21 protein-coding genes are annotated in these 23,887 nt (G+C 73.2%); 15 read left to right on the top strand and 6 right to left on the bottom strand.

Annotation, left to right across the window (positions count from 1 at the left end; genetic code table 11):
- From C1A33_RS33315 to C1A33_RS33305, 3 genes are all read right to left on the bottom strand, one after another.
- On the bottom strand, window positions 1-715 hold a 715-nt coding region (locus C1A33_RS33315), incomplete at its 3' end, for a FadR/GntR family transcriptional regulator (protein ID WP_101836448.1).
- Between the two features lie 487 nt (window positions 716-1,202).
- Window positions 1,203-1,760: an alkylhydroperoxidase, AhpD family gene (gene ahpD / locus C1A33_RS33310; RefSeq protein WP_101836447.1), complete on the bottom strand. Its 558-nt coding sequence runs from the start codon at window positions 1,758-1,760 to the stop codon at window positions 1,203-1,205.
- Window positions 1,760-2,323 (bottom strand): peroxiredoxin, encoded by a 564-nt coding sequence (locus C1A33_RS33305; RefSeq protein ID WP_101836446.1) that lies wholly within the window; start codon window positions 2,321-2,323, stop codon window positions 1,760-1,762. Before C1A33_RS33305 ends, ahpD begins: the two co-directional genes overlap by 1 nt.
- 106 nt (window positions 2,324-2,429) lie before the next feature.
- Between C1A33_RS33305 and C1A33_RS33300 the strand changes: the two genes are divergently transcribed.
- The 10 genes from C1A33_RS33300 (at window position 2,430) to C1A33_RS33255 (ending at window position 16,557) form a co-directional block, all read left to right on the top strand.
- Window positions 2,430-3,395 carry a LysR substrate-binding domain-containing protein gene (locus C1A33_RS33300; RefSeq protein ID WP_101836445.1) on the top strand — a complete coding sequence of 322 codons (966 nt, stop codon included), beginning with the start codon at window positions 2,430-2,432 and terminating at the stop codon, window positions 3,393-3,395.
- A 139-nt stretch (window positions 3,396-3,534) separates the two neighbouring features.
- On the top strand, window positions 3,535-3,708 hold the full coding sequence (locus tag C1A33_RS33295) for a hypothetical protein (RefSeq protein WP_207770612.1): 174 nt from the start codon (window positions 3,535-3,537) through the stop codon (window positions 3,706-3,708).
- Between the two features lie 372 nt (window positions 3,709-4,080).
- Window positions 4,081-6,678: a carboxylate--amine ligase/circularly permuted type 2 ATP-grasp protein gene (locus tag C1A33_RS33290; protein WP_101836444.1), complete on the top strand. Its 2,598-nt coding sequence runs from the start codon at window positions 4,081-4,083 to the stop codon at window positions 6,676-6,678.
- 136 nt (window positions 6,679-6,814) lie between these two features.
- Entirely contained in the window at window positions 6,815-8,599 is a 1,785-nt protein-coding gene (locus C1A33_RS33285) for an N-acetylglutaminylglutamine amidotransferase (RefSeq protein ID WP_101836443.1), read from the top strand.
- A 54-nt stretch (window positions 8,600-8,653) separates the two neighbouring features.
- On the top strand, window positions 8,654-10,726 hold the full coding sequence (locus tag C1A33_RS33280) for a S9 family peptidase (RefSeq protein ID WP_101836442.1): 2,073 nt from the start codon (window positions 8,654-8,656) through the stop codon (window positions 10,724-10,726).
- 46 nt (window positions 10,727-10,772) lie between these two features.
- Window positions 10,773-11,198 carry a GNAT family N-acetyltransferase gene (locus C1A33_RS33275; protein ID WP_101836441.1) on the top strand — a complete coding sequence of 142 codons (426 nt, stop codon included), beginning with the start codon at window positions 10,773-10,775 and terminating at the stop codon, window positions 11,196-11,198.
- A gap of 162 nt (window positions 11,199-11,360) precedes the next feature.
- Window positions 11,361-11,999 (top strand): TetR/AcrR family transcriptional regulator, encoded by a 639-nt coding sequence (locus C1A33_RS33270; RefSeq protein ID WP_101836440.1) that lies wholly within the window; start codon window positions 11,361-11,363, stop codon window positions 11,997-11,999.
- Between the two features lie 105 nt (window positions 12,000-12,104).
- Window positions 12,105-14,189: a HelD family protein gene (locus tag C1A33_RS33265; protein WP_243408182.1), complete on the top strand. Its 2,085-nt coding sequence runs from the start codon at window positions 12,105-12,107 to the stop codon at window positions 14,187-14,189.
- A 72-nt stretch (window positions 14,190-14,261) separates the two neighbouring features.
- The gene (locus tag C1A33_RS33260) at window positions 14,262-14,834 is read left to right on the top strand and encodes a hypothetical protein (RefSeq protein WP_101836439.1); all 573 of its coding nucleotides are present in this window, start codon (window positions 14,262-14,264) and stop codon (window positions 14,832-14,834) included.
- 532 nt (window positions 14,835-15,366) lie between these two features.
- On the top strand, window positions 15,367-16,557 hold the full coding sequence (locus C1A33_RS33255) for an ABC transporter substrate-binding protein (protein ID WP_101836449.1): 1,191 nt from the start codon (window positions 15,367-15,369) through the stop codon (window positions 16,555-16,557).
- A gap of 97 nt (window positions 16,558-16,654) precedes the next feature.
- Here the strand turns inward: C1A33_RS33255 and C1A33_RS33250 are convergent, their stop codons facing one another.
- Window positions 16,655-16,981, bottom strand: coding sequence for an FKBP-type peptidyl-prolyl cis-trans isomerase (locus tag C1A33_RS33250; RefSeq protein WP_101836438.1), 327 nt, complete (start codon window positions 16,979-16,981; stop codon window positions 16,655-16,657).
- 363 nt (window positions 16,982-17,344) lie between these two features.
- Here C1A33_RS33250 and C1A33_RS33245 point away from each other — a divergent pair, with 363 nt between their 5' ends.
- From C1A33_RS33245 to C1A33_RS33235, 3 genes are read left to right on the top strand one after another with little or no spacing between them, the layout of a single operon-like run.
- Complete coding sequence (locus C1A33_RS33245) at window positions 17,345-18,694, top strand: sensor histidine kinase (protein ID WP_243408181.1); 1,350 nt, start codon at window positions 17,345-17,347, stop codon at window positions 18,692-18,694.
- Window positions 18,682-19,392, top strand: coding sequence for a response regulator (locus tag C1A33_RS33240; protein WP_101836436.1), 711 nt, complete (start codon window positions 18,682-18,684; stop codon window positions 19,390-19,392). Before C1A33_RS33245 ends, C1A33_RS33240 begins: the two co-directional genes overlap by 13 nt.
- Window positions 19,385-20,302, top strand: a complete 918-nt coding sequence (locus C1A33_RS33235; protein WP_101836435.1) for a DUF4097 family beta strand repeat-containing protein — start codon at window positions 19,385-19,387, stop codon at window positions 20,300-20,302. Before C1A33_RS33240 ends, C1A33_RS33235 begins: the two co-directional genes overlap by 8 nt.
- Before the next feature lie 25 nt (window positions 20,303-20,327).
- Here the strand turns inward: C1A33_RS33235 and C1A33_RS33230 are convergent, their stop codons facing one another.
- Complete coding sequence (locus C1A33_RS33230; protein WP_101836434.1) at window positions 20,328-21,110, bottom strand: sporulation protein; 783 nt, start codon at window positions 21,108-21,110, stop codon at window positions 20,328-20,330.
- Window positions 21,111-21,411: 301 nt separating this feature from the next.
- Between C1A33_RS33230 and C1A33_RS33225 the strand changes: the two genes are divergently transcribed.
- A complete protein-coding gene (locus C1A33_RS33225) occupies window positions 21,412-21,981 on the top strand; it encodes an Ntn hydrolase family protein (RefSeq protein ID WP_101836433.1) in 570 nt (189 codons plus the stop codon).
- Window positions 21,982-22,049: 68 nt separating this feature from the next.
- On the opposite strand, the gene C1A33_RS33220 is transcribed toward C1A33_RS33225, so the two are convergent.
- A complete protein-coding gene (locus C1A33_RS33220; protein WP_341477289.1) occupies window positions 22,050-23,084 on the bottom strand; it encodes an aldo/keto reductase in 1,035 nt (344 codons plus the stop codon).
- A 177-nt stretch (window positions 23,085-23,261) separates the two neighbouring features.
- On the opposite strand from C1A33_RS33220, the gene C1A33_RS33215 reads away from it, so the two are divergent.
- A partial coding sequence (locus C1A33_RS33215; RefSeq protein WP_165818707.1) for a TerD family protein occupies window positions 23,262-23,887 on the top strand: 626 nt, incomplete at its 3' end.

Below are 23,887 nucleotides of genomic sequence, written 5' to 3'. Positions count from 1 at the left end.
GGGTGTCGGGGGTGGTGGCGTCGAGGATGTGGCGGATCATGCTGGTGAGCATGGTGAGGGTGTGGTTGGGGGGGGTGGGGGTGGTGAGTAGGAGGGTGTGGAAGTGGAGATGCTGGGTGTGGATGTCGTGGGGGTTGGGGGTGGGTTGGTTGAGGGTGTGGTCGGTGGTGGTGAGGTGGTGGGTGAGGGTGGTGAGGTGGGTGTCGGTGATGGTGGTGGCGAGCAGGCGGATGGTGGTGGTTTCGAGGTGGGTGTGGGCGGTGTGGATGTCGGCGAGGGTGGTGTGTTGGTGTTCGAGGATGAGGGCGGTGTAGCGGGCGGCGACGTCGCCGTTGGGGGTGTGGACGCGGGCGCCGCCGTGGGCGCCGCGGCGGACGCTGATGAGGGCTTCGGATTCGAGGACGCGGAAGGCTTCGCGCAGGGTGGGGCGGGAGACGCCGAACTGTTCCATGAGGACGGCTTCGGGGGGGAGGGCGTCGCCTTCGTGGAGTTCGCCGCGGACGATCTGGCGGCGCAGGTGGGCGGCGACGAGCTCCGCCGTCTTCGGCACGCGGACGTGCTGCCCGACGCGGTTCGCCGCGAGCAGCGCACCCGACAGGGCGCGGCCCGGGGTTCCCGGCGTCGCCGTGCCGTCCGGGCCCGCGGCCCGGGTGAGGCGCACCGGGTGCGGCGAGATCCGGGTGGTCGAGGTGCCGGCCGGTTGCGTTAACGTCATGATCTTGATCCCCCTGGAGGTGTGGCTGTCCGTCCCGGTTCACCCCAGGTTCCGGACCGCGACGGTGGATGTACGGCTCGTTGCCACTGCGACGAGTTGGCTACCAACCGTGCTTACAAAGTCGCATTGTGGCAGCGTGCCGGAACCCCCCAGGGGCGGGGGCGGTCGAGTACCACGCTGTAATACTCGATTTGTTACGTAGAGTAAATACGAATGCCCGGCATGCTAACCGCGTACCGAGCTGGTCGCTTCGCCGGAGACGGGTCGCGCCGACCTGGTGGGCGCCCGCTCGCGGCCGGGCTGACCAGGTACGACACGTCGTCGGTCAGCGCAGCGTGGTACGCGAGACCAGGAAGCGGGCCAGGACGCCCGGCCGGGCTCCGACGGCCCCGATCTCAGCGTCGACTACAGCCAGTAGACCTCCCACCGGCGGCGTGCGGGGTGACCGCCGCCGGTGGGCCGGACGCCAGGTCAGCCGGACGCCAGGTCAGCCGGTGGCGGGGGACGGGGTCGCGCCGCTGGTCGTCTCGACCGCCTCGAGGGTGACGGCGACCGCGTGCACGACGGACGCCACCCGGATCGCGTCCTGGATCACCTCGCGGGCCACGCCGCGGCCGCGCAGCTCGCGTTCGTGCGCGGTCAGGCAGCGGCCGCAGCCGTTGACCGCCGAGACGGCCAGCGACCACAGCTCGAAGTCGACCTTGTCGACGCCCGGGTTGGCGATCGCGTTCATCCGCAGGCCGGCACGCAACTTCGCGTACTCGTCGTCCTCCAGCAGGTGCAGCGTGCGGTAGTAGATGTTGTTCATCGCCATCAGCGCGGCGGCGGTGCGGGCGGCGTCGGCGGCGGTCGGGGTCAGGTGCTCGAGCGCCTCGGCCTCGAGTTCGACCAGGGTGGTGCGGCCGCGGCTGGCGATCGCCGACGCGAGCACCACGCCCCATAGCTGCTGCTCGGACAGCTGCGACTGGCTGGTCACCGAGCCGAGGTTCAGCCGCAGGTCCTTCGCGTGGTCGGGGAGAAGTTCGCGCAGCCGGGCGACGGCCATCAGGCCGCCACCTCGACCGGCGCCGGGGCCGCCGCCCCGAGCGTCTCCTCGCCCTTCTGCCAGTTGCAGGGGCACAGCTCGTCGGTCTGCAGGGCGTCGAGGACCCGCAGGACCTCGGCCGGGTTCCGACCGACGCTGCCGGCGGTGACCATGACGAACTGGATGACGTTGTCCGGGTCGACGATGAACGTCGCCCGCTGCGCCACCCCGTCGTCGCCGAGGACGCCGGCGGCGGCGGTCAGCTCCTTCTTGAGGTCGGCGAGCATCGGGAAGGGCAGGTTCGTCAGGTCCGGGTGGTTCTGCTTCCAGGCCAGGTGGACGTACTCGCTGTCCGTCGAGACGCCGAGGACCTGCGCGTCGCGGTCGGCGAACTCGTCGTTGATCCGGCCGAACGCGGCGATCTCGGTCGGGCAGACGAAGGTGAAGTCCTTCGGCCAGAAGAACACAACCCGCCACTGGCCGGGACGGCTGGTAGCGGTCTCGCGGACGAAGGCGGTGTCCGGGTCGCTGGAGACGACGCCGGTGAGGTCGTAGGTCGGGAAGGCATCACCGATGGTCAGCACGTGAGCTGCTCCTCTGCGCGAAGGGTCCGGGCTACGGGGTCCACTCTGCTGAGCGTCGACTCAGAAGAGAAATCGAAAGATTCGGCAAGTTTGATAGCCTCGATCTATGGCTTCCCCGCAGCCGACCCTCACCCAGCTGCGCGCGCTCGTCGCCGTCGCCGACCATCGCCACTTCGGCCGGGCGGCCGGCGCGCTGCACGTCAGCCAGCCGACGCTGTCCAGTTCCGTCGCCGCCCTGGAACGGACCCTCGGCGTCCAGCTCGTCGAGCGCACCACCCGCAGCGTGCTGCTCACCACGACCGGCGAGGAGATCGTCCGGCGGGCCCGTGGCGTGCTCGGCGCGGTGGACGACATCGGCGAGCTGGCGGTGCGTGCCCGTGAGCCGCTCGCTGGCGACATCAGCCTCGGCGTCATCCCGACCGTGGCGCCCTATCTGCTGCCGCGGCTGCTGCCCGCGCTGCGTGAGGGCCTGCCCGACACCCGGCTGCGGCTGCGCGAGGCGCAGACGGCGACGCTGCTCGCCGAGCTGCGCGGCGGCGGGCTCGACCTGGCGCTGCTCGCGCTGCCCAACGACGAGCCGGGCGTGGTCGAGATCCCGCTCTACGACGAGGAGTTCGTGCTGGTCACCCCGGACGAGCATCCGCTCGCCGGCGGCTGCGCCGTGCCGACCGCCGCGCTCGCCGGCCAGGACCTGCTGCTGCTGGAGGACGGGCACTGCTTCCGCGCGCAGGCGTTGGACGTCTGCCAGGAGGCGGGCGCCCGGGAGCGGTCGGCGCTGCGCGCGGCGAGCCTGTCGACGATCGTGCAGATGGTCGCCGGCGGTCTCGGGCTGACCCTGCTGCCCGCCGGCGCCGTCGGCGTCGAGGTCGGCGAGGGCCGTGGCCTCGCCGTCGCCACCTTCCGCCGCCCCGCCCCGCACCGCCGCATCGGTCTCGCCCACCGCGCGACCTCGGCCCGTCACGCCGAGTGGAGCCTGCTCGCCGGCCAGATCCGGGCCGCCCTGCCCACTACCGACCTCGCTCTGAGCGCGGTCAGTACCGGCCCTGCAACCGGCGGTGGTCCCACGTCGTGATCTTCGTCGGGCGCACGCGGACCGCGATCCGCTTCGCGACGACGGTGGCTGGCCGAGAACGACGATCCGGCCGGAAACCGGGTCGGGCTGGTCGCGCCCGTGCGGGCTCCGCGGGCACAGCCGGTGATCGTGGTCCGGGATGTCGAGGCGTCGAGCCGCTGGTACCAGCGGCTGTGCGCCCGCCGCGGCGCAACCCGCCGCCGGGCAGGGCAACGGCCCGGCGCACCGCGAGATCTGGCTGCGTGATCCCGACGGCTACACCGTCGTCGCCAGCCCCGACGGGGAGGTGTTCGAACCGGGTATGGCGGAATAGTGCGCTAACCCGCGGCGGGTGAACGGCCGCGCCGACGGCCCGCGCGCGTGACGCAATGGATTCCGAGCGCGTTCGCCCGCGGATTCACCCGGTCTTTGTCGCGCCCACCCGTGTTGGTCATCACGTTTTATCGACGTGCGGCGGGAGAGGTGAGAGGCATCCGCGACCGGCCGCTCGCCGGGGTCCGGCCGGCGGGCGGGACCACGGTGACCGCGCGGGGAGGGCCGCGGTGTCCGCGTCGACGCAGGGTCGGGGCGCTGAGCTCAGGCAGGGTGGTGGCACATGATCGGGGCGAGGCACGGGTTGGATTCCCGAATGCGGGATACATGCCCGTCATGCACGCGTAACCGGTCGGCCGTAGCGTAGCCGGCCATGAGCGACGCACGAATCGTTGCGGTCGGCGTCGAGGAGGAGTTCCACATCCTCGATCTCACCACCCGTCAGCTCGTTCCGCGGGCAGAGGAAATTCTCGCCCGGCTGGACGGCGACTCGTTCTCCCCGGAACTGCTGAAATCCGTGGTGGAGACGAACAGTGCACCGACGGCCGATCTGCTGGCGCTGCGGGCGAACCTGCTCGACCTGCGCCGCCAGCTCGCCGAGGCGGCGGGGCAGCTCGGGCTCGGCCCGGCGGCGGCCGGCACCGTGCCGATCCTCGACATGGACGCGCTCGACGTGTCCCGCGATGACCGGTACCAGCAGATGACCGAGGACTACCAGATCGTCGCCCGCGAGCAGCTGATCTGCGGCGCCCAGGTGCACGTCGACGTCGCCGACCGGGACCTCGCGATGGCCGTGGTCGCCTGGACCGCGCCGTGGCTGCCGATGCTGCTGGCGCTGTCGGCCAGCTCGCCGTACTGGATGGGCGCGGACAGCGGCTACGCGAGCATGCGCACGCTGGTCTGGCAGCGCTGGCCCACCGCCGGCGTCGCCGGATCGTTTCGCACGGCGGCCGAATACGACCAGCTCATCGCCGATCTGATCAAGTCCGGTGTGATCAGCGACCCGGGCATGGTCTACTTCGACGTTCGCCCGTCGGCGCACCTGCCGACCGTCGAGCTGCGGATCTGCGACGCCTGCCCGGACGTCGACAACGTCATCCTCATCGCGGGCCTGTTCCGCGCGCTGGTCTGCCAGGCGATCGAGGAGATCGAGGCCGGCAAGCAGGCACCCCCGCCCCGTGCCGAGCTGCTGCGCGCCGCGACCTGGCGGGCCGCCCGTTCCGGCCTGGAAGGCGATCTCGTCGACATCCTCGGCGCGGGCCCGGTGCCGGCGCGGGCGATGCTGCGCCGGCTGCTGGAGGAGGTCCACCCCCAGCTGGAGCGCTTCGACGACTGGGAGCTCATCGACAACCTCGCCGAACAGGCGGCCAGCCGCGGCAGTTCCGCCCAGCGCCAGCGGCGCGCCTTCGCCCGGCGCGGCCTGCTCACCGACGTCGCCGACCTGATCCTCGCTGAGACCCGCGACGTCCCGCCGGCCGGCGCGGCGATCGGCGTGGCGCCCGCGGTGTCCGCCCCCGACCAGATCGCCCCGATCCTGCTGGAGCGCTACCAGCCCGCCGGCTTCGACGAGATCGTCGACGAGCGCGGCGCCGTGCGCCCCCAGTACCGGGCCGTGATGCGCACGCTGGAACGCCTCGGCCCCGAGACCCTCGACGAACGGGTCGGAGCCCGCAAGGCGGAGCAGGCGGACCGGGGGATCATGTTCAAGGTCGAGGGGGACGTGGCGAGCAAGCCGTTCCCGTTCGACATCGTCCCGCGCATCATCGCCGCCGATGACTGGCAGACGCTGTCCGTCGGCCTCGGGCAGCGGGTCCGCGCGCTGGAGGCGTTCCTGCACGACATCTACGGCGAGCGGGCCGCCGTCGCCGACGGCGTCGTCCCCGACTGGGTGGTCAGCGACGCGCCGGGCCTGCGTCACGGCGGGCGGGCCGTCGGCGAGGAGACGATCAGGATCACCACCGCCGGCATCGACCTGGTCCGCGGCGGTGACGGCGGCTGGCTGGTGTTGGAGGACAACCTGCGGGTCCCCTCCGGGGTGGCCTACGCGATCGAGGGCCGGCGCCTCGCCGAATCGGTGCTGCCCGAGCTCGGCCCGCCGTCCGGGATCCTGCGCCTGGACGGCGTGCCGGCGCTGCTGCACGACGCGCTGCTCGCCGCCGCCCCGCCCGCCGTCGCCGGCCGCGATCCGGTGGTCGCCGTGCTCACCGGCGGTCCGGGGGACTCGGCCTACTTCGAGCACGTCCTGCTCGCCGAGGAGATGGGTGTCCCGCTCGTCGAGCCCGCGTCGCTGATCGTCGACGACGAGGGTGTCCACCGCGTCGACGGCGGCCCCGGCGGGACGGGTGGGAAGCGTGGTCGGGTGGAGGTGCTGTACCGCCGGATCGACGAGGACGAGCTGTTCGGCGCGGCCGGCGCGGACGGGGCGCCGCTCGGTCCGGCGCTGCTGCGGGCGATCCGCGCGGGGCTCGTCACCGTCGCGAACGCGCCCGGCAACGGCGTCGGCGACGACAAGGTCGTCTACGCCTACGTGCCGCGGATGGTCACCTACTACCTGGGCGAGCAGCCGGTGCTCGACGACGTCCCGACCTACGTCTGCGGCGACCCGGAGCAGTGCCAGCACGTGCTCGACCATCTCGACGAGCTCGTCGTCAAGCCGGTCGACGGCTTCGGCGGCTCGGGCGTCGTCATCGGCCCGCACGCCGAGCCGTACCAGCTCACCGAGGTCCGCGAGCGGATCCTGGCCGACCCGCGCCACTGGATCGGCCAGGAGGTGGTCGCCCTGTCGACCCATCCCACCTGGCACGACAGCGAGCTCGTGCCCTGCGCGGTGGACCTGCGGGCGTTCGTCTACGCGGGGGCGGAGCCGGTCGTCGTGCCGGCGGCGCTGTCCCGGGTGGCCCCACCCGGCAGCCTGATCGTCAACTCCTCCCAGGGCGGCGGATCCAAGGACACCTGGATCCCACGGCGCTGACACGCGTGTGAAACGTCCGTCATCGAAGGTGGAGCACGCTCGTCCGCCGCCGTGGCGGGGCAGGAACGCCCGAAAGTGGGGATTGCGCCTGATCCAATCCGATCACGCCTGATCGTGACGACCGACGGGAGCGCACATGTGCGGGCTGAGTGGTGAGCTGAGGTTCGACGGCCGGACGGCGGACGTCGACGCGGTGGTCCGGATGACGGCCACAATGGTGCCGCGCGGCCCGGACGGCGTCGGCGTCTTCTCCGCCGGGCCGGTCGCGTTCGGTCACCGCAGGCTCAAGATCATTGACCTGTCGGAGCACGCCGCCCAGCCGATGGTCGACGCCGAGCTCGGCCTGACCACTGTGTTCAACGGCTGCATCTACAACTACCAGCAGCTGCGCGACGAGCTCGTCGCCGACGGCTACCGGTTCTTCTCCACCTCCGACACCGAGGTGATCGCCAAGGCCTACCACCGGTGGGGGACACGCTGCGTCGACCACTTCGCCGGCATGTTCGCCTTCGCCGTCGCCGAGCGCGACACCGGCCGGCTCGTGCTCGCCCGCGACCGCCTCGGCATCAAGCCGCTCTACCTCGCCGCCGACGCCGAGCGCCTGCGCTTCGCCTCCACCCTGCCGGCGCTGCTCGCCGGCGGGGGCATCAGCTCGGACCTCGACCTCGTCGCCCTGCACCATTACCTGTCGTTCCACTCGGTGGTGCCCGCACCGCACACCATCCTCGCCGGGGTGCGCAAGCTGCCCGCCGCGACCGTGCGGGTCGTGGAACCGGACGGCAGCCACACCGACGAGCTGTACTGGAGCCCCACGTTCACCCGCGACCCGGCGCACGATGGCTGGAGCGCCCGCGACTGGCAGGACGCGATCGCCGAGCGGCTGCGCATCGCGGTGCGCCGGCGGATGGTCGCCGACGTGCCGGTCGGTGTGCTGCTCTCCGGCGGGCTGGACTCCAGCCTCATCGTCGCACTGCTCGCCGAGGCCGGGCAGACGGGGCTGGCGACCTTCAGCGTCGGCTTCGAGGCGGCCGGCGGCGAGTCCGGCGACGAGTTCGCCTACTCGGACATCATCGCGCGGCACTTCGGTACCGACCACCACCAGATCCGGGTGCCGGGCTCCCGGCTGCTGCCCGCCGTCGACGCCGCCGTCGCCGCGATGAGCGAGCCGATGGTCAGCCACGACTGCGTCGCCTTCTACCTGCTCTCCCAGGAGGTGTCGCGCAGCGTCAAGGTCGTGCAGTCCGGCCAGGGCGCTGACGAGGTGTTCGCCGGCTACTCCTGGTACCCGCCGCTGGCGGACGTGCCCCGCGCCGGCGCCGTCGACGCCTACCTGCGGGTCTTCGCCGACCGGCCGCACCGCGACCTGCCGGCCATGATCGAGGCGCCCCATCTCGCCGAGGCCGACGCGTCCCGCGCGTTCGTCGCGGCGCACTTCGCCCGCCCCGGCGCCGAGACCTCGGTGGACGCGGCGCTGCGCATCGACTCGGCCGTCATGCTCATCGACGACCCGGTCAAGCGGGTCGACAACATGACAATGGCCGCGGGGCTCGAGGCGCGCACCCCGTTTCTCGACCACGAGCTCGTCGAACTGGCCGCGGCCTGCCCGCCGGAGCTCAAGCTCGCCTCCGGCGGCAAGGGTGTGCTCAAGGACGTCGGCCGCCCGCTCATGCCCGTCGACGTCATCGACCGGCCCAAGGGCTACTTCCCGGTGCCGGCGATCCGTCACCTGCACGGCCCGTTCCTCGACCGGGTCCGCGACGCGCTCACCGACCCGGCGGCGAAGTCCCGCGGACTGTTCCGTCCGGCCTGGATCGAGTCCATGCTGTCGGCACCGAACGACAACCGCACGACCCTCGGCGCGAACTCGCTGTGGCAGGCCGCGCTGCTGGAGATGTGGTTGCAGACCCACGGCGTCACCTGACGTGCGGCCGCCGCCCGACCCGCGGCGCCCGCCCCGGCAACCGATGGGAGCGAGATGTCCCCTTACGCCACCCCCACGGGCGATCGCGGCACCGGCCTCGCCCCCGGCCCCGGCCTTGCCCCCGGCCTGAACCCGGCCCTGCCCGTGGGTGGGGACCTGCCCGAGGAGTGGGTGAGGGCGGTGGGTGTGCGGGGGCCGGCCCTGGCGCCGGACGGGCGGCTTGCCTTCCTCGCCGATGGTCCGGACGGCCCCCGACTGTGGCTGCGCTCGGCTGACGGGAGCGGCCACGTCATCGAGACCGGCCCCGGCCACGTGCGTGCCGCCCTGTGGTCGCCCGACGGTGGGCTGCTCGCCGTCCAGGTCGCTCCCGGCGGCGGCGAACTCACCGAGGTCCGGCTCGTCGCCCCCGGCGTGGCGGCGACGTCCGAGGATGTACGCCTGCTCGCCGGCGGGGATGGATGCGCGGCCATGCTGGCCACCTGGTCGCCGGACGGGCGGGCCCTGTTCGTCACCGAGTCCGACCGGGCCGACCCCACCGGCGCGACGGTCGCGGTCCTCGTCGATCTGGACGGCCGACGGACCGTCCTCGCCGCGGGCACCGCCCTGCAGCTCTGCGACGTCGTGCCGTTCACCGACCCGCGCCCCGCCGGTGACCAGGCCGGTGACCAGGCCGGTGACCAGGCCGGCGAGCCGGGCGTCGGCTACCGGCTGCTGCTGCGGGAAGGGCCGCGCGGCGTGCGCCGGGCCCTCGTCGTCGACGTCCAGCTCGCCGCGCCGTCGCACGGCGCCGCCGTGCATGCCTCGTGGGAGCTGCCCGGCGGTACCGCGACCACGCTGACCGGCCGGTTCACCACCGGCGGGCACCGCGCGCTGCTGGTCGGCGACCTCGGCCGCGAGCGTCCCGCGCTCCTCGACGTCCCCGTGGACGGCGCCGGCGGCGCGATCGTGCTCGCCGAGCGCCCGGACGCCGACGTCGAACGGTTCGTCCTGCTCCGCGGGGACGCCCCCGCCGGGCCGCGCCGCGCCGTCGTCGCGTGGAACGTGGCCGGACGCAGCGAACTCGACCTCGTCGACCTGACCGAAGGCCGATGCCGCGCCTTCCCGGCGCCACCCCGTGCCGTGGTGACCGCCCTGCTGGCCGGCCCGGGCGGCGACGGCGGCGGCCTGGTCGTCGCCGCCGAGGACGCCGACGCCCCCAGCGAGATCTGGACTCTCGACCTGCCCGCGGATCACCCGTCCGCGGTGGGGGAGGCGGCCTGGCGGTGCCTGGTGTCGCACGCGCCGCGGCGGCCGGCGGCGCTCGTCCGGCCGTTGCCGCACGTGGTCACGGCGCACGACGGGCTGCCGCTGACCGGCTGGTGGTACCGGCCGCCGGCCGCCCCGCCCGGCCCGCTGCCGACCCTGCTCTACCTGCACGGCGGCCCGGAGGCGCAGGAGCGCCCGACGTTCAGTCCGCTGATCCAGGCCCTGCTGGCCCGCGGGGTCGCCGTGTTCGCGCCGAACGTGCGCGGCTCGGCCGGCTTCGGCCGGTCCTTCGAGGAGGCCGACCACCTCGACCGGCGGGCCGACGGCATCGAGGACGTCGCGAGCTGTGTGCGTGGCCTGGTCGCCGGCGGGCTCGCCGACCCGGCGCGCATCGGCGTCGCCGGCCGCTCCTACGGCGGCTACCTGACGCTCGCCGCCCTCGTGCGCTTCCCGGAGCTGTTCCGGGTCGGCATGGACATCTGCGGCATGGTCGACCTGGAGACGTTCTACCGGGACACCGAGCCGTGGATCGCCGCGTCCGCCGTCACGAAGTACGGCGACCCGCACACCCGGCCCGACCTGCTGCGTGCGCTGAGCCCGCTGCACCGGATGGACGCGCTCGCCGCGCCGCTGCTCGTCGTGCACGGGGAGAACGACACCAACGTCCCGCTGGGCGAGGCCGAGCAGACCGTCGCCGCCGCCCGCGCCCGGGGCATCGACTGCCGTTACCTGCTCTTCCCGGACGAGGGCCACGAGGTGGCCGGGCTCGGCGGACGGTCGCGCTTCGTCCGCGCCGCCGTCGACTGGCTTGCCGGCCCCCTGCTCGCGCCGCCGCTGCCGCTTCCGCGGGACGCGGCGGGGGAGCCGGCGGCCGTCGCGTGAGCAGCCGGACGGAACATCACGAGATGGTACTGACACAATACGATCCGTGAAGATCGAGGAGTTGGAGGCGGACCGGACCTGGCTGGCGTTCGACCCGATGCGGCAGCTGCGCCCGCACCTGACGTCCACCGGGTTCATCCGTCTGGTGAACGAGGTCCAGCGGCCCGAGGGCTACCGCCTGGTCGCGTCGTGGGACGGGGAACTCGGGCGCGTCGTCGCCGCTCTCGGCTTCCGCCAGCTGACCTCGCTGGCCGAGGGGCGCCATATCGCCATCGACGACCTGACCACCCTCCTCGCGGCTCGCGGCCGCGGCCACGCCACCCGCCTGCTCGCCTGGGCCGAGCGGGAGGCCCGCCGCCTGAACTGCGAGAACATGCACCTCACCGTCGGCACTCACCGCCACGAGGCGCACCGTCTCGCCCTGCGCGCCGGCTACGCCATCTCCTCCTTCCAGCTCAGCCGCCGCCTGTAGGTCGCCGGGCCGGGGCCCGTGCGCGCAGGCGCCGTGGCCCGGCGTTCCCGCGGGAACGTGGGATCTCGGCCCTGCGGTGATCAGGCGCTTCTCTGGTGGCGCACGACGTCGAGGTTGCCCATAGGGACCCGATGGGCCGCTGGTGGCTGGTAGCTTGCGGCCATGTCCCGGGAGTCGGGTGGGCTGCGGGAACGCAGGAAGCAGCGCACGCGGGACGCGCTGTCCGCGGCGGCCATCGCGCTGTTTCTCGAGCGCGGGTTCGACGATGTCTCGGTCGCGGAGATCGCCGCGGCGGCGGAGGTGTCGAAGCCGACGCTGTTCACCTACTTCCCGAGCAAGGAAGACCTCGTCCTGCACCGCGTCGCGGACCATCAGGGAGAGCAGGCCCGGATGGTGCGCCGACGCGCGCCCGGCGAGTCGCCGCTGGCGGCGCTCGAACGTCACTTCGTCGAGGGTCTGGCGCGACGGGATCCGGTGACCGGCCTCAACGACCACCGGGAAGTCCTCGCCTTCCACGGGATGGTGTTCGCCACGCCGAGCCTGACCGGCCGGGTCGCCCAGTACGCCGCCCAGGACGAGGAGAGCCTCGCCGCGGCGCTCGCGGAGTCGGCGCCGGCGGCCGACACGGTCGTGTCGGCGCTCGCGGCGGGCCAGGTGGTGACCGCTCGGCGGATCCTGGCCCGGGAGAACTGGCGGCAGCTGACGGCGGGACGATCGGCGGCGGAGGTGTTCCCGCAGGCCGTTGATGCCGCGCGGCGGTCCTTCCGCTCGCTGCGCCAGGGTTTCGCCGAGTTCGCCTGAGGCGCCGGTCCGCCGCCGTCGGCCCGAGGCATGCGGTCGTGGCGACCAGGGCATGGGTAGTCTTGTCCCGGTCGGAACTTTTACCGGGTAAAGCTTGGAGGTTCGGTGGACGCCGGCGACGACGACACGGAGCTGGGGGCGGAGCGCCGGTACCTGCGGCGCAGCCAGCGCGCCCTGCGCGGCATGCGCGAGCAGGTCGAGCGGACGACGATCGCCGAGGGCGACCCGTTCGCGGACAAGGTGACCAACGCCTACCTGCGACTCGACCGGCAGCGCCGGCTCGCCACCTTCGCCGGCGACGACGGGTCGGCGCCACTGTTCTTCGCCCGCGTCGACCACGATCCGCACGCCGCGTCGCTGCCGGGGCAGCGCGTCTACCTGGGGCGCCGCCACGTCCGTGAGGCGGCAGGTGATGATCCGCTGGTGGTTGACTGGCGGGCCGAGGTAGCCCGCCCCTTCTACCGTGCCCACCCCGGCGACCCGATGGGCCTGGTCAACCGGCGCCGGTTCGGCCACGACGGCGGCGAGCTGACCGCCTTCGAGGACGAGCCGCTGACCCGGCCGGCGGCCGCGGACGCCGAGGCCGGTGGTTCCGGGGACCTGCTGCGGCGGGAGATCGAGCGTCCCCGGTCGGGACCGATGCGGGACATCGTCGCGACCATCCAGCCGGAACAGGACGAGATCGTCCGGGCCGACCTCGGCGTGAGCATCTGCGTCCAGGGCGCGCCGGGCACCGGGAAGACCGCCGTCGGCCTGCACCGTGCCGCCTACCTGCTCTACACCTACCGTGAGCAGCTGAAGCGGTCCGGAGTCCTGGTCGTCGGGCCGAACCGGGCGTTCCTCGGTTACATCGCCGCCGTGCTGCCCTCGCTCGGCGAGTTCACCGTCACCCAGACCAGCGTCGCCGACCTGCCGACGGCGGTCCCGGTGCGCGCGGTCGACCCGGACGAGCTCGCGGCGCTCAAGGGAGACGCGCGTATGGCCGACGTCCTGGCCCGGGCCCTGAGCGGCGGCGTCGGCGTGCCGACCGGCCCGGTGCGCGTCGCCACCCGGATGGGGCTCTGGACGATCGGCACCGACGAGGCCGCGGACATCCTCGCCGCGGTGCGGGGCGGCTCCCTGCGCTACGGCGCCGGGCGGGAGATGCTCGGCCGGCGCTTCGCCGCCGCGATCCGCCTGCGGGCGGAGGCGGGCGGCCACTCGTTCACCGACGGGGCGTTGGAGACGCTGGCCCGCAGCCGACCGATCCGCGACGCGGTGGCGGCGATCTGGCCGAAGAACACGGGCGCGGCCCTGCTGCACCGGCTGTACACCGATCCGGCGTTCCTGGAGGCGGCCGCCGACGGGCTGCTGGACGCGGACGAGCAGCGCCTGCTGCGCCAGCACGCGCCGGCCGGCACCGTGCGCACGGCCCGCTGGTCGCTGGCCGACGCCTACTGCGTCGACGAGGCGCAGGATCTGATCGAGCGGGTGCCCGCGTTCGGCCATGTGATCGTCGACGAGGCCCAGGACCTGTCCGCCCTGCAGTGCCGGGCGCTCGGCCGTCGGTGCGACGGCGGCTCCGTCACCGTCCTCGGTGACCTCGCCCAGGGCACCACCGCGTGGGCGTCGACGTCCTGGGCGCACACGCTGGAGCAGATGGGTAAGCCGACCGCCCACCTGGAGGTGCTGACCCGCGGCTACCGGGTGCCCGCGCAGATCCTGTCGTTCGCGAACCGGCTGCTCCCGCACATCGCGCCGGAGCTGTCCGCGGCGAGCTCCGCGCGCTCGGTGCCGGGGTCGCTGACGCTGGTGCGGGCCGAGCCGGGGCGGTGCGCCGGGCTGGTCCTCGACCACGCCCGCCGAACGCTGGGCGGCGAGGGGGTGACGGCGGTGATCGCCGCCGACGGCGACGTGGCCGCGCTGTCAACGGCCCTGGCCGACGCCGGCCTCCCGTTTGTCGAGCTGGGCGGGACGCAGGCCCCGGGGCGGGCGAGCCTGGTACCGGCCTCGCTCGCCAAGGGGCTGGAGTTCGACCACGTGGTGCTCGTCGAGCCGGCGGCCGTCATCGACGCCGAACACGATCCGACCGCCGGCCTGCGGCGGCTCTACGTCGCTCTCACCCGGGCGGTCACCTCCCTCGCCGTGATCCACACCGGCGAGCTCCCTGTCCACCTGCGGTCGCGGTCGAGCGACCGGACTGTGCCGTAGGTCGAGACTTGAGCCACACCGTGGCTGCTGGGTGGCCTGGGTGCGGGCGGCTCGGCCGGCAGAATCGGGGGAGTGCGCCTCGGCATCGCTCATCACTTCGGCTGGGCCGTGGCCGTCACGGCCTCGGCGGACCACCGAGTCGTCGACCGCCGGCGGATCGAGCTGATCGAGCCCGGTCTGCCCGCCGCGCCCATCCACCACGACGGCGGGCCGCACGCGCTGCATCGGACGGGTGAGCCGCTGACCGACGGCGCACTCGCCGACCTGGTGGCGACGGTTCGCGCGTCGGTGTCACGAACGGCGTCGAGCGCGCTGGAAGAGCTTGCGGCCGTGGTGGCCGCACCGATCGTGTCGATGTCGCTGCGGGCCTGGCCGGCCGACTTCCCCACGGACATCGCCCTCCAGCGGCGGGTGCCGTTCGAGAGCCGCGCCGACTCCGTGATGTACTGCCAGATCCTCGCCGAGCTCGCCGGCAACCGGGGCTGGGCCGTGCATCACTACTCCGCGAAGGACGTGGAACGGGAGGCGACGCGCCTGCTCGGCGACCGGGCGACGGGCGTGCTGCACGGCCCGCGATCCCTGCTGGGGCCTCCCTGGTCCAAGGACCACCGAACAGCCCTCGCGGCCACCGTCGTCGCCGGGTGATCTGCTTTCGGATCGCACGCGGGACCGGGCTGTGCCTTCGTGACCCCGTAGGCCGACGTCACTCCGTAGGCCGACGTCAGTCGCGTCCACTTCATGCCGGGACATGTGTGCGGGCCATGACGGCTGGGCCCGTAAGGGGTCCAGCGGAGAATAGGTCGTGGTGGGTAGGGAGATTCGTTTGACGGCCGTTACGAAAAGAACGGTCCACCCTCTCGCTGGAGTTGGAAACGGCGGCCCGATGGTGCGGTGAAAAAAGGTCTTCCGGTCACGTCGGAAAAGAGTCCGGGACCAAAAACCTGTCGCCGGCCGACCGTGAGCTGCGTGTCGGCCAGGACTCCGGTATCTTTACGCCACGTAAAGCCCGTCTCGCGTTCTCCGGCGCGCGTTCGGCGTTGGTGGCCCGGCTGCTGGTGCTGGCGTGATCAGGAAATCCGGCGGCGTGCCGGTCGGGGAACGTGAGGTGGGGCCCTGTCGTGGTCGGGCTTTCCGTTCCGGAGGTCTCGTGCGTACCCGCCGTCCTGCTTTGCCGGTGATGCTGACCGTGGTCGCGATAACGCTTCTGGGGGCCGCGGCGTGCTCGTCGGGGGAGTCATCCGCCGACACGGGTTCGTGCACGGCTCCCGGCGTCGACCCGAGCCGGATCAACCTCGGCGTGATCTTTCCGGACACCGGAGCGGAGTCGTCGTTCTTCGCCGGGGTGCGGGCCGGGATCGACGCGCGGCTCGGCGCCGCGAACGCCGCCGGTGGCGTGCACGGCAGGAAGATCACCTACGAGTGGCGGGACGACCAGTCCGACCGCCGGCGCAACAGCATCGCCGCCGACTCCCTCGTCGGCGGCCGGAACGTGTTCGGCGTCATCGAGACGACCTTCGGGTCGCCGGGCGGCGCCGACGCCCTCAGCCGGGCGAACATGCCGGTCACCGGCGTCGCGATCGAGCCGGACTGGCTGACACACCGGAACATGTTCTCCTTCGCGTACACGGCCAGCGACCCCGTCGACACCCATGGACGGTTCGTGCGCTCGCGCGGCGGCACGCGTGCGGTGATCGTGCACACCGACCTGTCCGCGGGTGCCTCGTTCACCGCGGGACAGTACGCGCGCAGCCTGCGGGCGGCGGGCGTACAGGTCGTCGACGACCTCTCCTACACGGCGGGCGCCGACACACCGGAGTCGTTCGCCGCGCGGGTCGCCGCCAGCGACCCGGACGCCATCGTCAGCGTCATGAACCAGGCGGACTTCATCCAGATCCTGCGGGCGCTGCGCGCCGCCGGCCATGATCCGAAGGTCATCCTCGCCATCTCCGGGTACGACCAGCAGCTGCTGCGGAAGTCCGGACCGGCGATGGCGGGGGTGTCGGTGCCCCTGTTCTACCGGCCCTTCGAGGCCGGTGGCCCGGCGATCGGCCGCTACCTGGACGCGATGCGTCACTTCGCGCCGCAGGTCCTGGAACCCAGGCAGGACACGGCCATGCTCTCCTACATCTCGGCCGACATGTTCGTCCGCGGACTGGAGCTGGCCGGTCCGTGCCCGAGCGGGCAGCGGGTCATCGACGCCCTGCACGCGGTCACGCGTTACGACGCGGACGGTCTCATCGCGCCGATCAACATCCGCGACGGCTATGCGAAGCCCACGACCTGCTACGACTACGTCCAGGTCAACAGTGCGGGCACGGCCTTCGGCCCGGGCGAGACACGCCTGTGCGGCGCCGCGCTCACGCCCTGACGGCGGTGCCGCCGCGCCACGCGCGCGCCGCGTGCCCCACGGCCGGGGTCCGGCCCGGTCGGGGACGCGTTCGCCCGCCGGGCCGGGCCGGGGCGGCTCAGGAGATGCCGAGCAGTTCCACCTCGAAGAGCAGCTCGGAGTTCGGCGGGATGACGGGCGGGAAGCCGCCGGCGCCGTAGCCGTAGTCCGAGGTGATGGTGAGCACGGCCTTCTGACCGAGGGAGAGCTGGGGAACGCCCTCGTCCCAGCCCCGGATCACCCGGCCGACGCCGATCTCGGTGGTGAACGGGGTTCCCCGGTCCCGCGACGAGTCGAAGACCTTGCCGCTGCGCAGGGTGCCGACGTAGTGGATCGTCACCGTGTCGCCCTTCTTCGGGAAGGTCTTCCCATCACCCGGGGAAAGGGTCTCGATCGATACACCCATGTGCCAAGCCTCTCGTCGTGGACGGCTCCGGACCGGTCCCGGCCGGCGACCCTCGCCGGCCCGACCTCACCCGCTCGGGCGGGCCACCGCCGTTCGTGGCGTATCGGTCTCGATCCGGAGATGCGCCAGCGAGTATGCCAGTTCTCGCCACGCCTCTCCCCGGCCGCCGACCGCGATCGCCCGCGTTGGTCACCGAACGACCGCTGGTGCGGGTAACCCCCGAGCGGACTGGCCAGGCAGCTCCGTCGTCGGCGCGTGGCCGCCGATCTACCGTCTGATCAGACGCGTCGCAGGGCGCGCGGAGAGCCGTCGCCGCCCGGGGGAGGGCGCGGCGGCGTGAGCGAGGACGTGAGGAAGCGGGCCGTGAGGAAGCGGGCGATGGTGAGCACGGTGCATCGGGGCGGTGGCCTGGCCGCGGCCGGCGGGTCACCCGGCGGGGTGTGGGGCGTACTGCGGGCGACCTACGCGGGGCCGGCGTGGACGAGCACGGCGTTCACGGCGCTGACCGCCGTCCTGGCCGTGCCGGCCTTCCTGACGGTGCTCATCCTCACCGTGGTGGGGGTGCCGCTGCTGCTGGTGGCGCTGGCCGGGGTGCCGCTGATCTGGGCGGGGCTGCTCACGGCGCGCCTGTCCACCCGGGTCGACGCGTGGCGGTTCGAGACGATGCTGGGCTGGCAGCTGCCGCTGCGGCCCACGCCGACCCGGGGCCCGGACGGCAGGTACGGCCGGTTCGGCCGGTTCGGTGGGGAGCTGCGCCGGCTCAGCGTCGGCGGGAGCTGGCTGAACGTCGTCTACACGCTGGTCGTGGCGCCGGTGTTCGGCTGGCTCGGCGGCTGGCTGCTGTTCGTCGCCTGGGGCGGAGGGCTCGCGTTCCTGCTGTTTCCCGCCTACGGCTTCACGCTCAGCGCCGGCGAGCGGATCTTCGGGAGGGACCTCGGCTACGGCGGATCGGTGGCGCTGCACGTCGGGCTCGGCGTCGCCGCGCTGCTCGCCGCGCCGTGGCTGGCCCGGGGGCTGGCGTTCGCCCACCACCGGGTGGCCCGCTGGCTGCTGTCACCGCGCGGCGAGGAACTGCTGGCCCAGCGGGTCGAGGACCTGGAGTCCAGCCGGGCCGGGATGGTCGCCGCGGCCGCCGCCGAGCGCCGGCGCATCGAACGGGACCTGCACGACGGCGCCCAGCAGCGCCTCGTCGCCGTCGCGATGACCCTCGGCCGGGCGCAGACCCGCTTCGAGCGCGACCCGGACGGTGCCGCCGGCCTGGTCGCCGAGGCGCACGCGGAGACCAAGCGGGCGCTGGCCGAGCTGCGGGATCTGGCCCGCGGCATCCATCCCTCCGTGCTCACCGACCGCGGTCTGGACGCCGCCCTGTCCGGGCTCGCCGCCCGCTGCCCGGTGCCGGTCACCGTCGACGTCGACGATGGGCAGGGGCGCGACCAGGACGCCGACGCCGTCGCCTACTTCTTCGTCGCCGAGGCACTGACCAACATCGCCCGGCACGCGACGGCCACGCGGGCCCGGATCGTCGTGCGCCGCGGCGGCGGCCGGCTCGTCGTCGAGGTCGCCGACGACGGCCGCGGCGGTGCCCGTGAGGACCGCGGCAGCGGGCTGGCCGGCCTGCGTGACCGGGCCCGTGCCGTCGACGGGACCTTCACCCTGTCCAGCCCGGCCGGGCTCGGCACCACCCTGCGTCTGGAGATGCCGTGCGCGTCATGATCGCCGAGGACTCGGTGCTGCTGCGGGAGGGGCTCACCCGACTGCTGGAGGATCTCGGCACGACCGTCACCGCCGCGGTCGGCGACGCCGAGGGCCTGCTGCGCGCGGTCGCCGCCGCGCCGCCGGACGTGTGCGTCGTCGATGTGCGCCTGCCGCCCACCTTCGTCGACGAGGGCGTGCGTGCCGCGCTGGTGCTGCGCCGGCAGTGGCCGGACGTCGGCGTGCTCGTGCTGTCCCAGTACGTCGAGGAGCGCTACGCGGTCGACCTCATCACCGGGCAGGCCAGCCGCGGCGTCGGCTACCTGCTCAAGGACCGGGTCTCCGACGTGGCGGACTTCCACGCCGCGCTCGGCCGGGTCGCCGCCGGCGGCACCGCGCTCGACCCGGAGGTCATCACCCAGCTGCTCGTCCGCTCGCGGCGGCGCGATCCGCTGGAGCGCCTCACCCGGCGGGAGGGCGAGGTGCTGCGGCTGATGGCCGAGGGCCGGTCGAACGCCGCGATCGCCGCCTCACTCGTCGTCACCGAGCGGGCCGTCGAGAAGCACGTCACCAGCATCTTCACCAAGCTTGATCTTCCGGTCGCCGAGGACGACCACCGCCGCGTACTCGCCGTCCTGCGCTTCCTCGACTCGACCGACGCCACCGCTGACCGCCCGGCGGCCGCGCCGGACACCACGAGGGGACCCCACGATGTCTGATTCCCTGCCGCCTGGTTCTCTGGCGCCGGGTCCCACGCCGTCGGACGCCGGCGCCCGCGGTGCCGTCGCCGTCGACCTGCCGCCGGGACTCCCACCGGTCGGCCCGCCGCCGCGCCGTGGGAGGGTGCTCGCCCTGGCCGCGGGTGGCGTGTGCGCCCTCGGGCTCACCGTGTTCGCCGGGCTCGGCGTGATCGACGGCACCACCGGGCGCGAACATGTGGTCCAACACCGCGAGTTCGCGGCCTCGGTGACCCACGTCGTCGTGCGGGCCCCGAGCGGCGATGTCCATCTGCACACGCGGGACCCGGACATGGAACCACCGGGCTCCGCGGCCGGCGCGGGGGTGTCGATGGTCGCCCGGCTGTCCGGTCTGGTGGACCAGCCCCGCCTCGACACCCGCGTCGACGGCGACACGGTCCGCATCGCCGCCGACTGCCACCAGGTCTGGGACTGCTCGGTCGACTACGACCTCACCCTGCCCCCCGGCGCCAGCGCCGACGTCCGCGTCTCCTCCGGCGACCTGATCGCCGACGACCTCACCGGCGACGCCGTGCTGGCCACGTCCTCCGGTGACGTCCTGGTGCACCGTCCCGGCGGACGGCTCGACGCGTCCACGGGCTCGGGCGACATCAGCGTCGGCGACGCACGGTCGCGCCGGCTGCGCGCCTCCACCTCCTCCGGCGACGTCCGGATCCATCAGCTCGTGCCACCGGACGACCTGGACGCGCACACCTCCTCCGGGGATGTGCGGGTGACGCTGCCGCGGGGAAACGAGCTGTACGCCACCGACGCGTCCACAGACTCGGGACGTCGGGAGGTGGAGATCCGCCAGGACCCGGCCGCGAGCCGGCGGATACGGGCGACGACCTCCTCCGGTGATGTTGTCATCACCTACCGGGACGACTCCTGAGTGGCCGTGCCGGCCAGCGCGTCCCTCAGCGGAACCAGCCGCGGCGGCGGCCGAGGTGTTCGAGCTGCTGGTTCAGCAGGCCGGCGAGCGATCGGCGGTCGAGGTCGTGGTGGGCGAGTCGGAAGCGGCTGAGTTCGTCGCCGCCGGCGGACAGCAGGCCGCCGCGGCGGTCGGCCTCCAGCACGACGTCGGTGCCGGCGCCGTCGACGAGGAACGTCACCTCGAGCTCGCGGATCCGCCGGGCGTACTCGCCGGACGGCTTCAGCTCGATCTCCTGGTAGAACGGCAGCTCGGAGCCGCCGAGGTGGCCCTTCTCGACGTCGGCGGAGTGGAAGTGGAAGCCGAGGTCGCCGAGCGCGGCCAGGACCGCCTCCTGGATCGGCAGCGGGTGCACGGCCACCGGGTCGAGGTCGCCCGGGTCGACCGCCCCGGGGATCGCGAGCTTCGTGCGCACCCCGATCTTCATCCCGCGCAGGTGCCAGCCGCCGACGTCGGTGATCGGCGTCTGCCAGGGCACCGCCAGCCCGAAACGATCACTGATCTGCTGCCCGGCGCGGATGGTGAATCCACCGCCGATCTGCTGGCTGCCGAAGGTGACCTGTTCGTACCAGGTCTCGTCACCCCGCTCGACCTCCACGGTCGCCTCCAGCGCGACGAGCACCTTCTCGATCTGCTGGTCGACCTTGCCGCCGGTGATCGTCGTCGTGCCGGTGACGACGGCGCCCGGCTGTGTCTCCGGCCGGTCGAGCACGGTCTCGACCTCGGCGCCGCCTACGCCGAGGCGCGACATGAAGCGCTTCATCCCCATCGGGCGTTTGTTCCTTCCCCGGTTGTCTGGTCAGCCGTCTGTGCAGGTCCCGGGGCGTGCGCCCCAGGGTGGCGACCGCGTGGGCGGGATGTCCCGCCGGCAGCGGGATGTCCCGTCCCGCCGCGGTCGTCCCGACCACGCTCGCACACCGCCGCGGCGGCCGTCCGGCCACCCGGCCCGACGGCCGGCGCGCCGGCGACACGCCCTCGGTCCGGACGGACGGGACGGTCCGTGACGAAGGCGGCGGACAGCGACGGGGTGGGGCATTCGCCTGCGGGGCGAACCGGTACCATTCCGCATCGTGACCTGCATCGTCGGGGTACAGCAGGACGGCCGGGTCGTGATCGGTGGGGACAGCGCCGGTGTAGCCGGTTGGTCCATCACTGTGCGTGCGGATACCAAGGTTTTCCGCAACGGTGAGTTCATCATGGGGTTCACCGACTCGTTCCGGATGGGCCAGCTGCTCCGCTACAGCCTCGTACCACCCGTTCCGCAGGACTGGGACCTCGATCGCTTCATGGCGACCGAGTTCATCGCCGTGGTCCGCGACTGCCTGCGCGACGGGGGCTTCGCCCGCAACGAGTCCGGCAACGAGAGCGGCGGGCTGTTCCTGGTCGGCATCCGCGGCCATCTGTACCGGATCGACTCGGACTACCAGATCGGGCGCAGCGTCGACGAGTACTACGCGGTCGGCAGTGGCGACGAGTACGCCTGCGGCTCGCTGTACAGCACCCGCGGCCTCGATCCGCAACACCGGGTGCGGCAGGCCCTGGAAGCGGCGTCGCACCACTCGACGGGGGTGTGCGCGCCGTTCCACATCATCTCCTCCGACGAGGTCTACGCCCCCGACGGCACGGTGCGCGCCCCCTGATCCCACGCCGAGCCACGCGGGACGTCCCGCGAGGCTCGGCGTGGGCTCGGCATGGGATCGGTGTGGCGTCAGGCCTTCCGGCCCGTCTTCCAGGGGATCCCGGCGCCGCGCAGGGTCTCGCCGGCCACGGCGGTGAAGGCGGCCCTGCCCGCCACGGGGGTGAACCGGTCCGACGCGGTGGTCAGCGCGGCGTACTCGTCGTTGGTCAGCGCGATCTCGGCGGCCGCCGCGTTGCTCTCGACCTGGGCGACGCCCGAGGCCCCCGGAATCGCCACCACCTGCGGATGGTGGATGGCCCAGGCCAGGGCGATCTGTGCGGGCGTGGCGCCGTGCCCGGCCGCGACGTCGCGCAGCACGTCGAGCAGCGGCGTGGCGCGGACGAGGTTGTCCGGCAGGAACAGCGGGTTGACGGAGCGCACACGGCCGCTGGGCCGATGGGTGGCGTCGTAGCGCCCGGACAGCAGGCCCTGCCCCAGCGGGCTGTAGGCGATGACGATCCGGGACTCCCGCGCGGCGAAGTCGAGCAGCGCGGCGCCGCGGCGCGGCCGGGCCAGGCTGTACTCCACCTGGTTGGACAGCACCGGCGCGCCCAGCGCCGCGTCCGCCGCCTGCCAGCGGGCCAGCGGGTAGTTGCTCACCCCGACGTCGCCGACGAGCCCGACCGCCCGTAGCGCCCGCATGCCGGGCATCGTCGCGCCGTCACGGATCGCCGGGTTCGGCTGGTGGACCTGGTAGAGATCCAGATGGCGCAGGCCGAGGCGGTGGGCGCTGGCGACCGCGCGCTGCTCGACGACCGGGCCGACGGGCAGCACCGGCATGATCTTCGTCGCGACGTACGCGTCCCGGGCCGCGTCCGGGTCGGCGGCGAGCGCCGCGCCGAGGATCCGCTCGCTGCGACCCAGGCCGTAGACCTCGGCGGTGTCGAACAGGGTGATCCCCAGCTCCAGGGCGCGGCGGACGACGAGCGCGGCGCCCGTGCCGGCGTAGTCGTTGCCGTATCCCCACTCCCGGGAGCCGAACTGCCAGGTACCCAGCCCGATCTTGGAGATCCGCTTGGTGCTTGTGGTGACACTGTGGTCGACGTAGCGCATTGGTCCAGTCAACGACACATTGCCCGCCGGCCGCGAGAGGAGATGTCACGCTGGTGGGCGTGTGCGGGTGACGGTGCCGTACATGTCCCAGGTCCGACAGCGTCCAGGGAGCGGCGCGTGCGGCCGGACCGGTGGGTAGCTGCTAGTTTGCCCGCAGCCCGGTTCGCGGGGCGAGTTGAGGGGAGTGCCTTGGCCACCCAGTTCAGTCGTGGGCAGAAGGCGCAGCTGTCCGCGCTCACGCAGGGGACCGACCTCTACGTCGGCATCCAGATCAGCGCGCCCGGCGAGTGGGACATCTCCTGCTTCGGCCTCGACGGCGACGACCGTCTCTCCGACGACCGCTACTTCGTCTTCTTCAACCAGCCGGCCTCCCCGGAGCAGTCGATCCGGATCGTCGGCCCGCAGGGCGGGGACACCCAGGGCTTCCAGGTCGCGCTCGACCGGGTGCCGACCACGATCGGCCGGTTGTCGTTCTGCGCCGCGCTCGACGGCGCCGGCAGCGCGTCGGCGATCAGCGGGGGCTACCTGCGGATCGTGGTCGGTGGTGCGGAGGTGCTGCGGTACGCCTTCACCGGCGCCGACTTCACCAGCGAGCGCGCGGTCATGATCGCTGACGTCTACCGCAAGGGCGTGTGGCGGGTCGCCGCGGTCGGCCAGGGGTTCCAGGGCGGCCTCGCCGAGCTGATCCGCTCCTACGGCGGCGAGGTCGCCGCCGAGGAGCCCCCGCCGCCCGCGCCCGCCCCGGCGCAGCCGTTCCACGACCAGCGCAAGGCCGCTCCGCCGGCCACCCCACCGGCCGCTCCGCCCCCGGGAAG

Origin of the sequence: Frankia canadensis (genome assembly GCF_900197875.1) — a bacterium.
GTDB lineage: Bacteria > Actinomycetota > Actinomycetes > Frankiales > Frankiaceae > Frankia > Frankia canadensis.
Note: the sequence above shows the minus strand (reverse complement) of the source record. Positions and strands in the feature narration are given on the sequence as shown.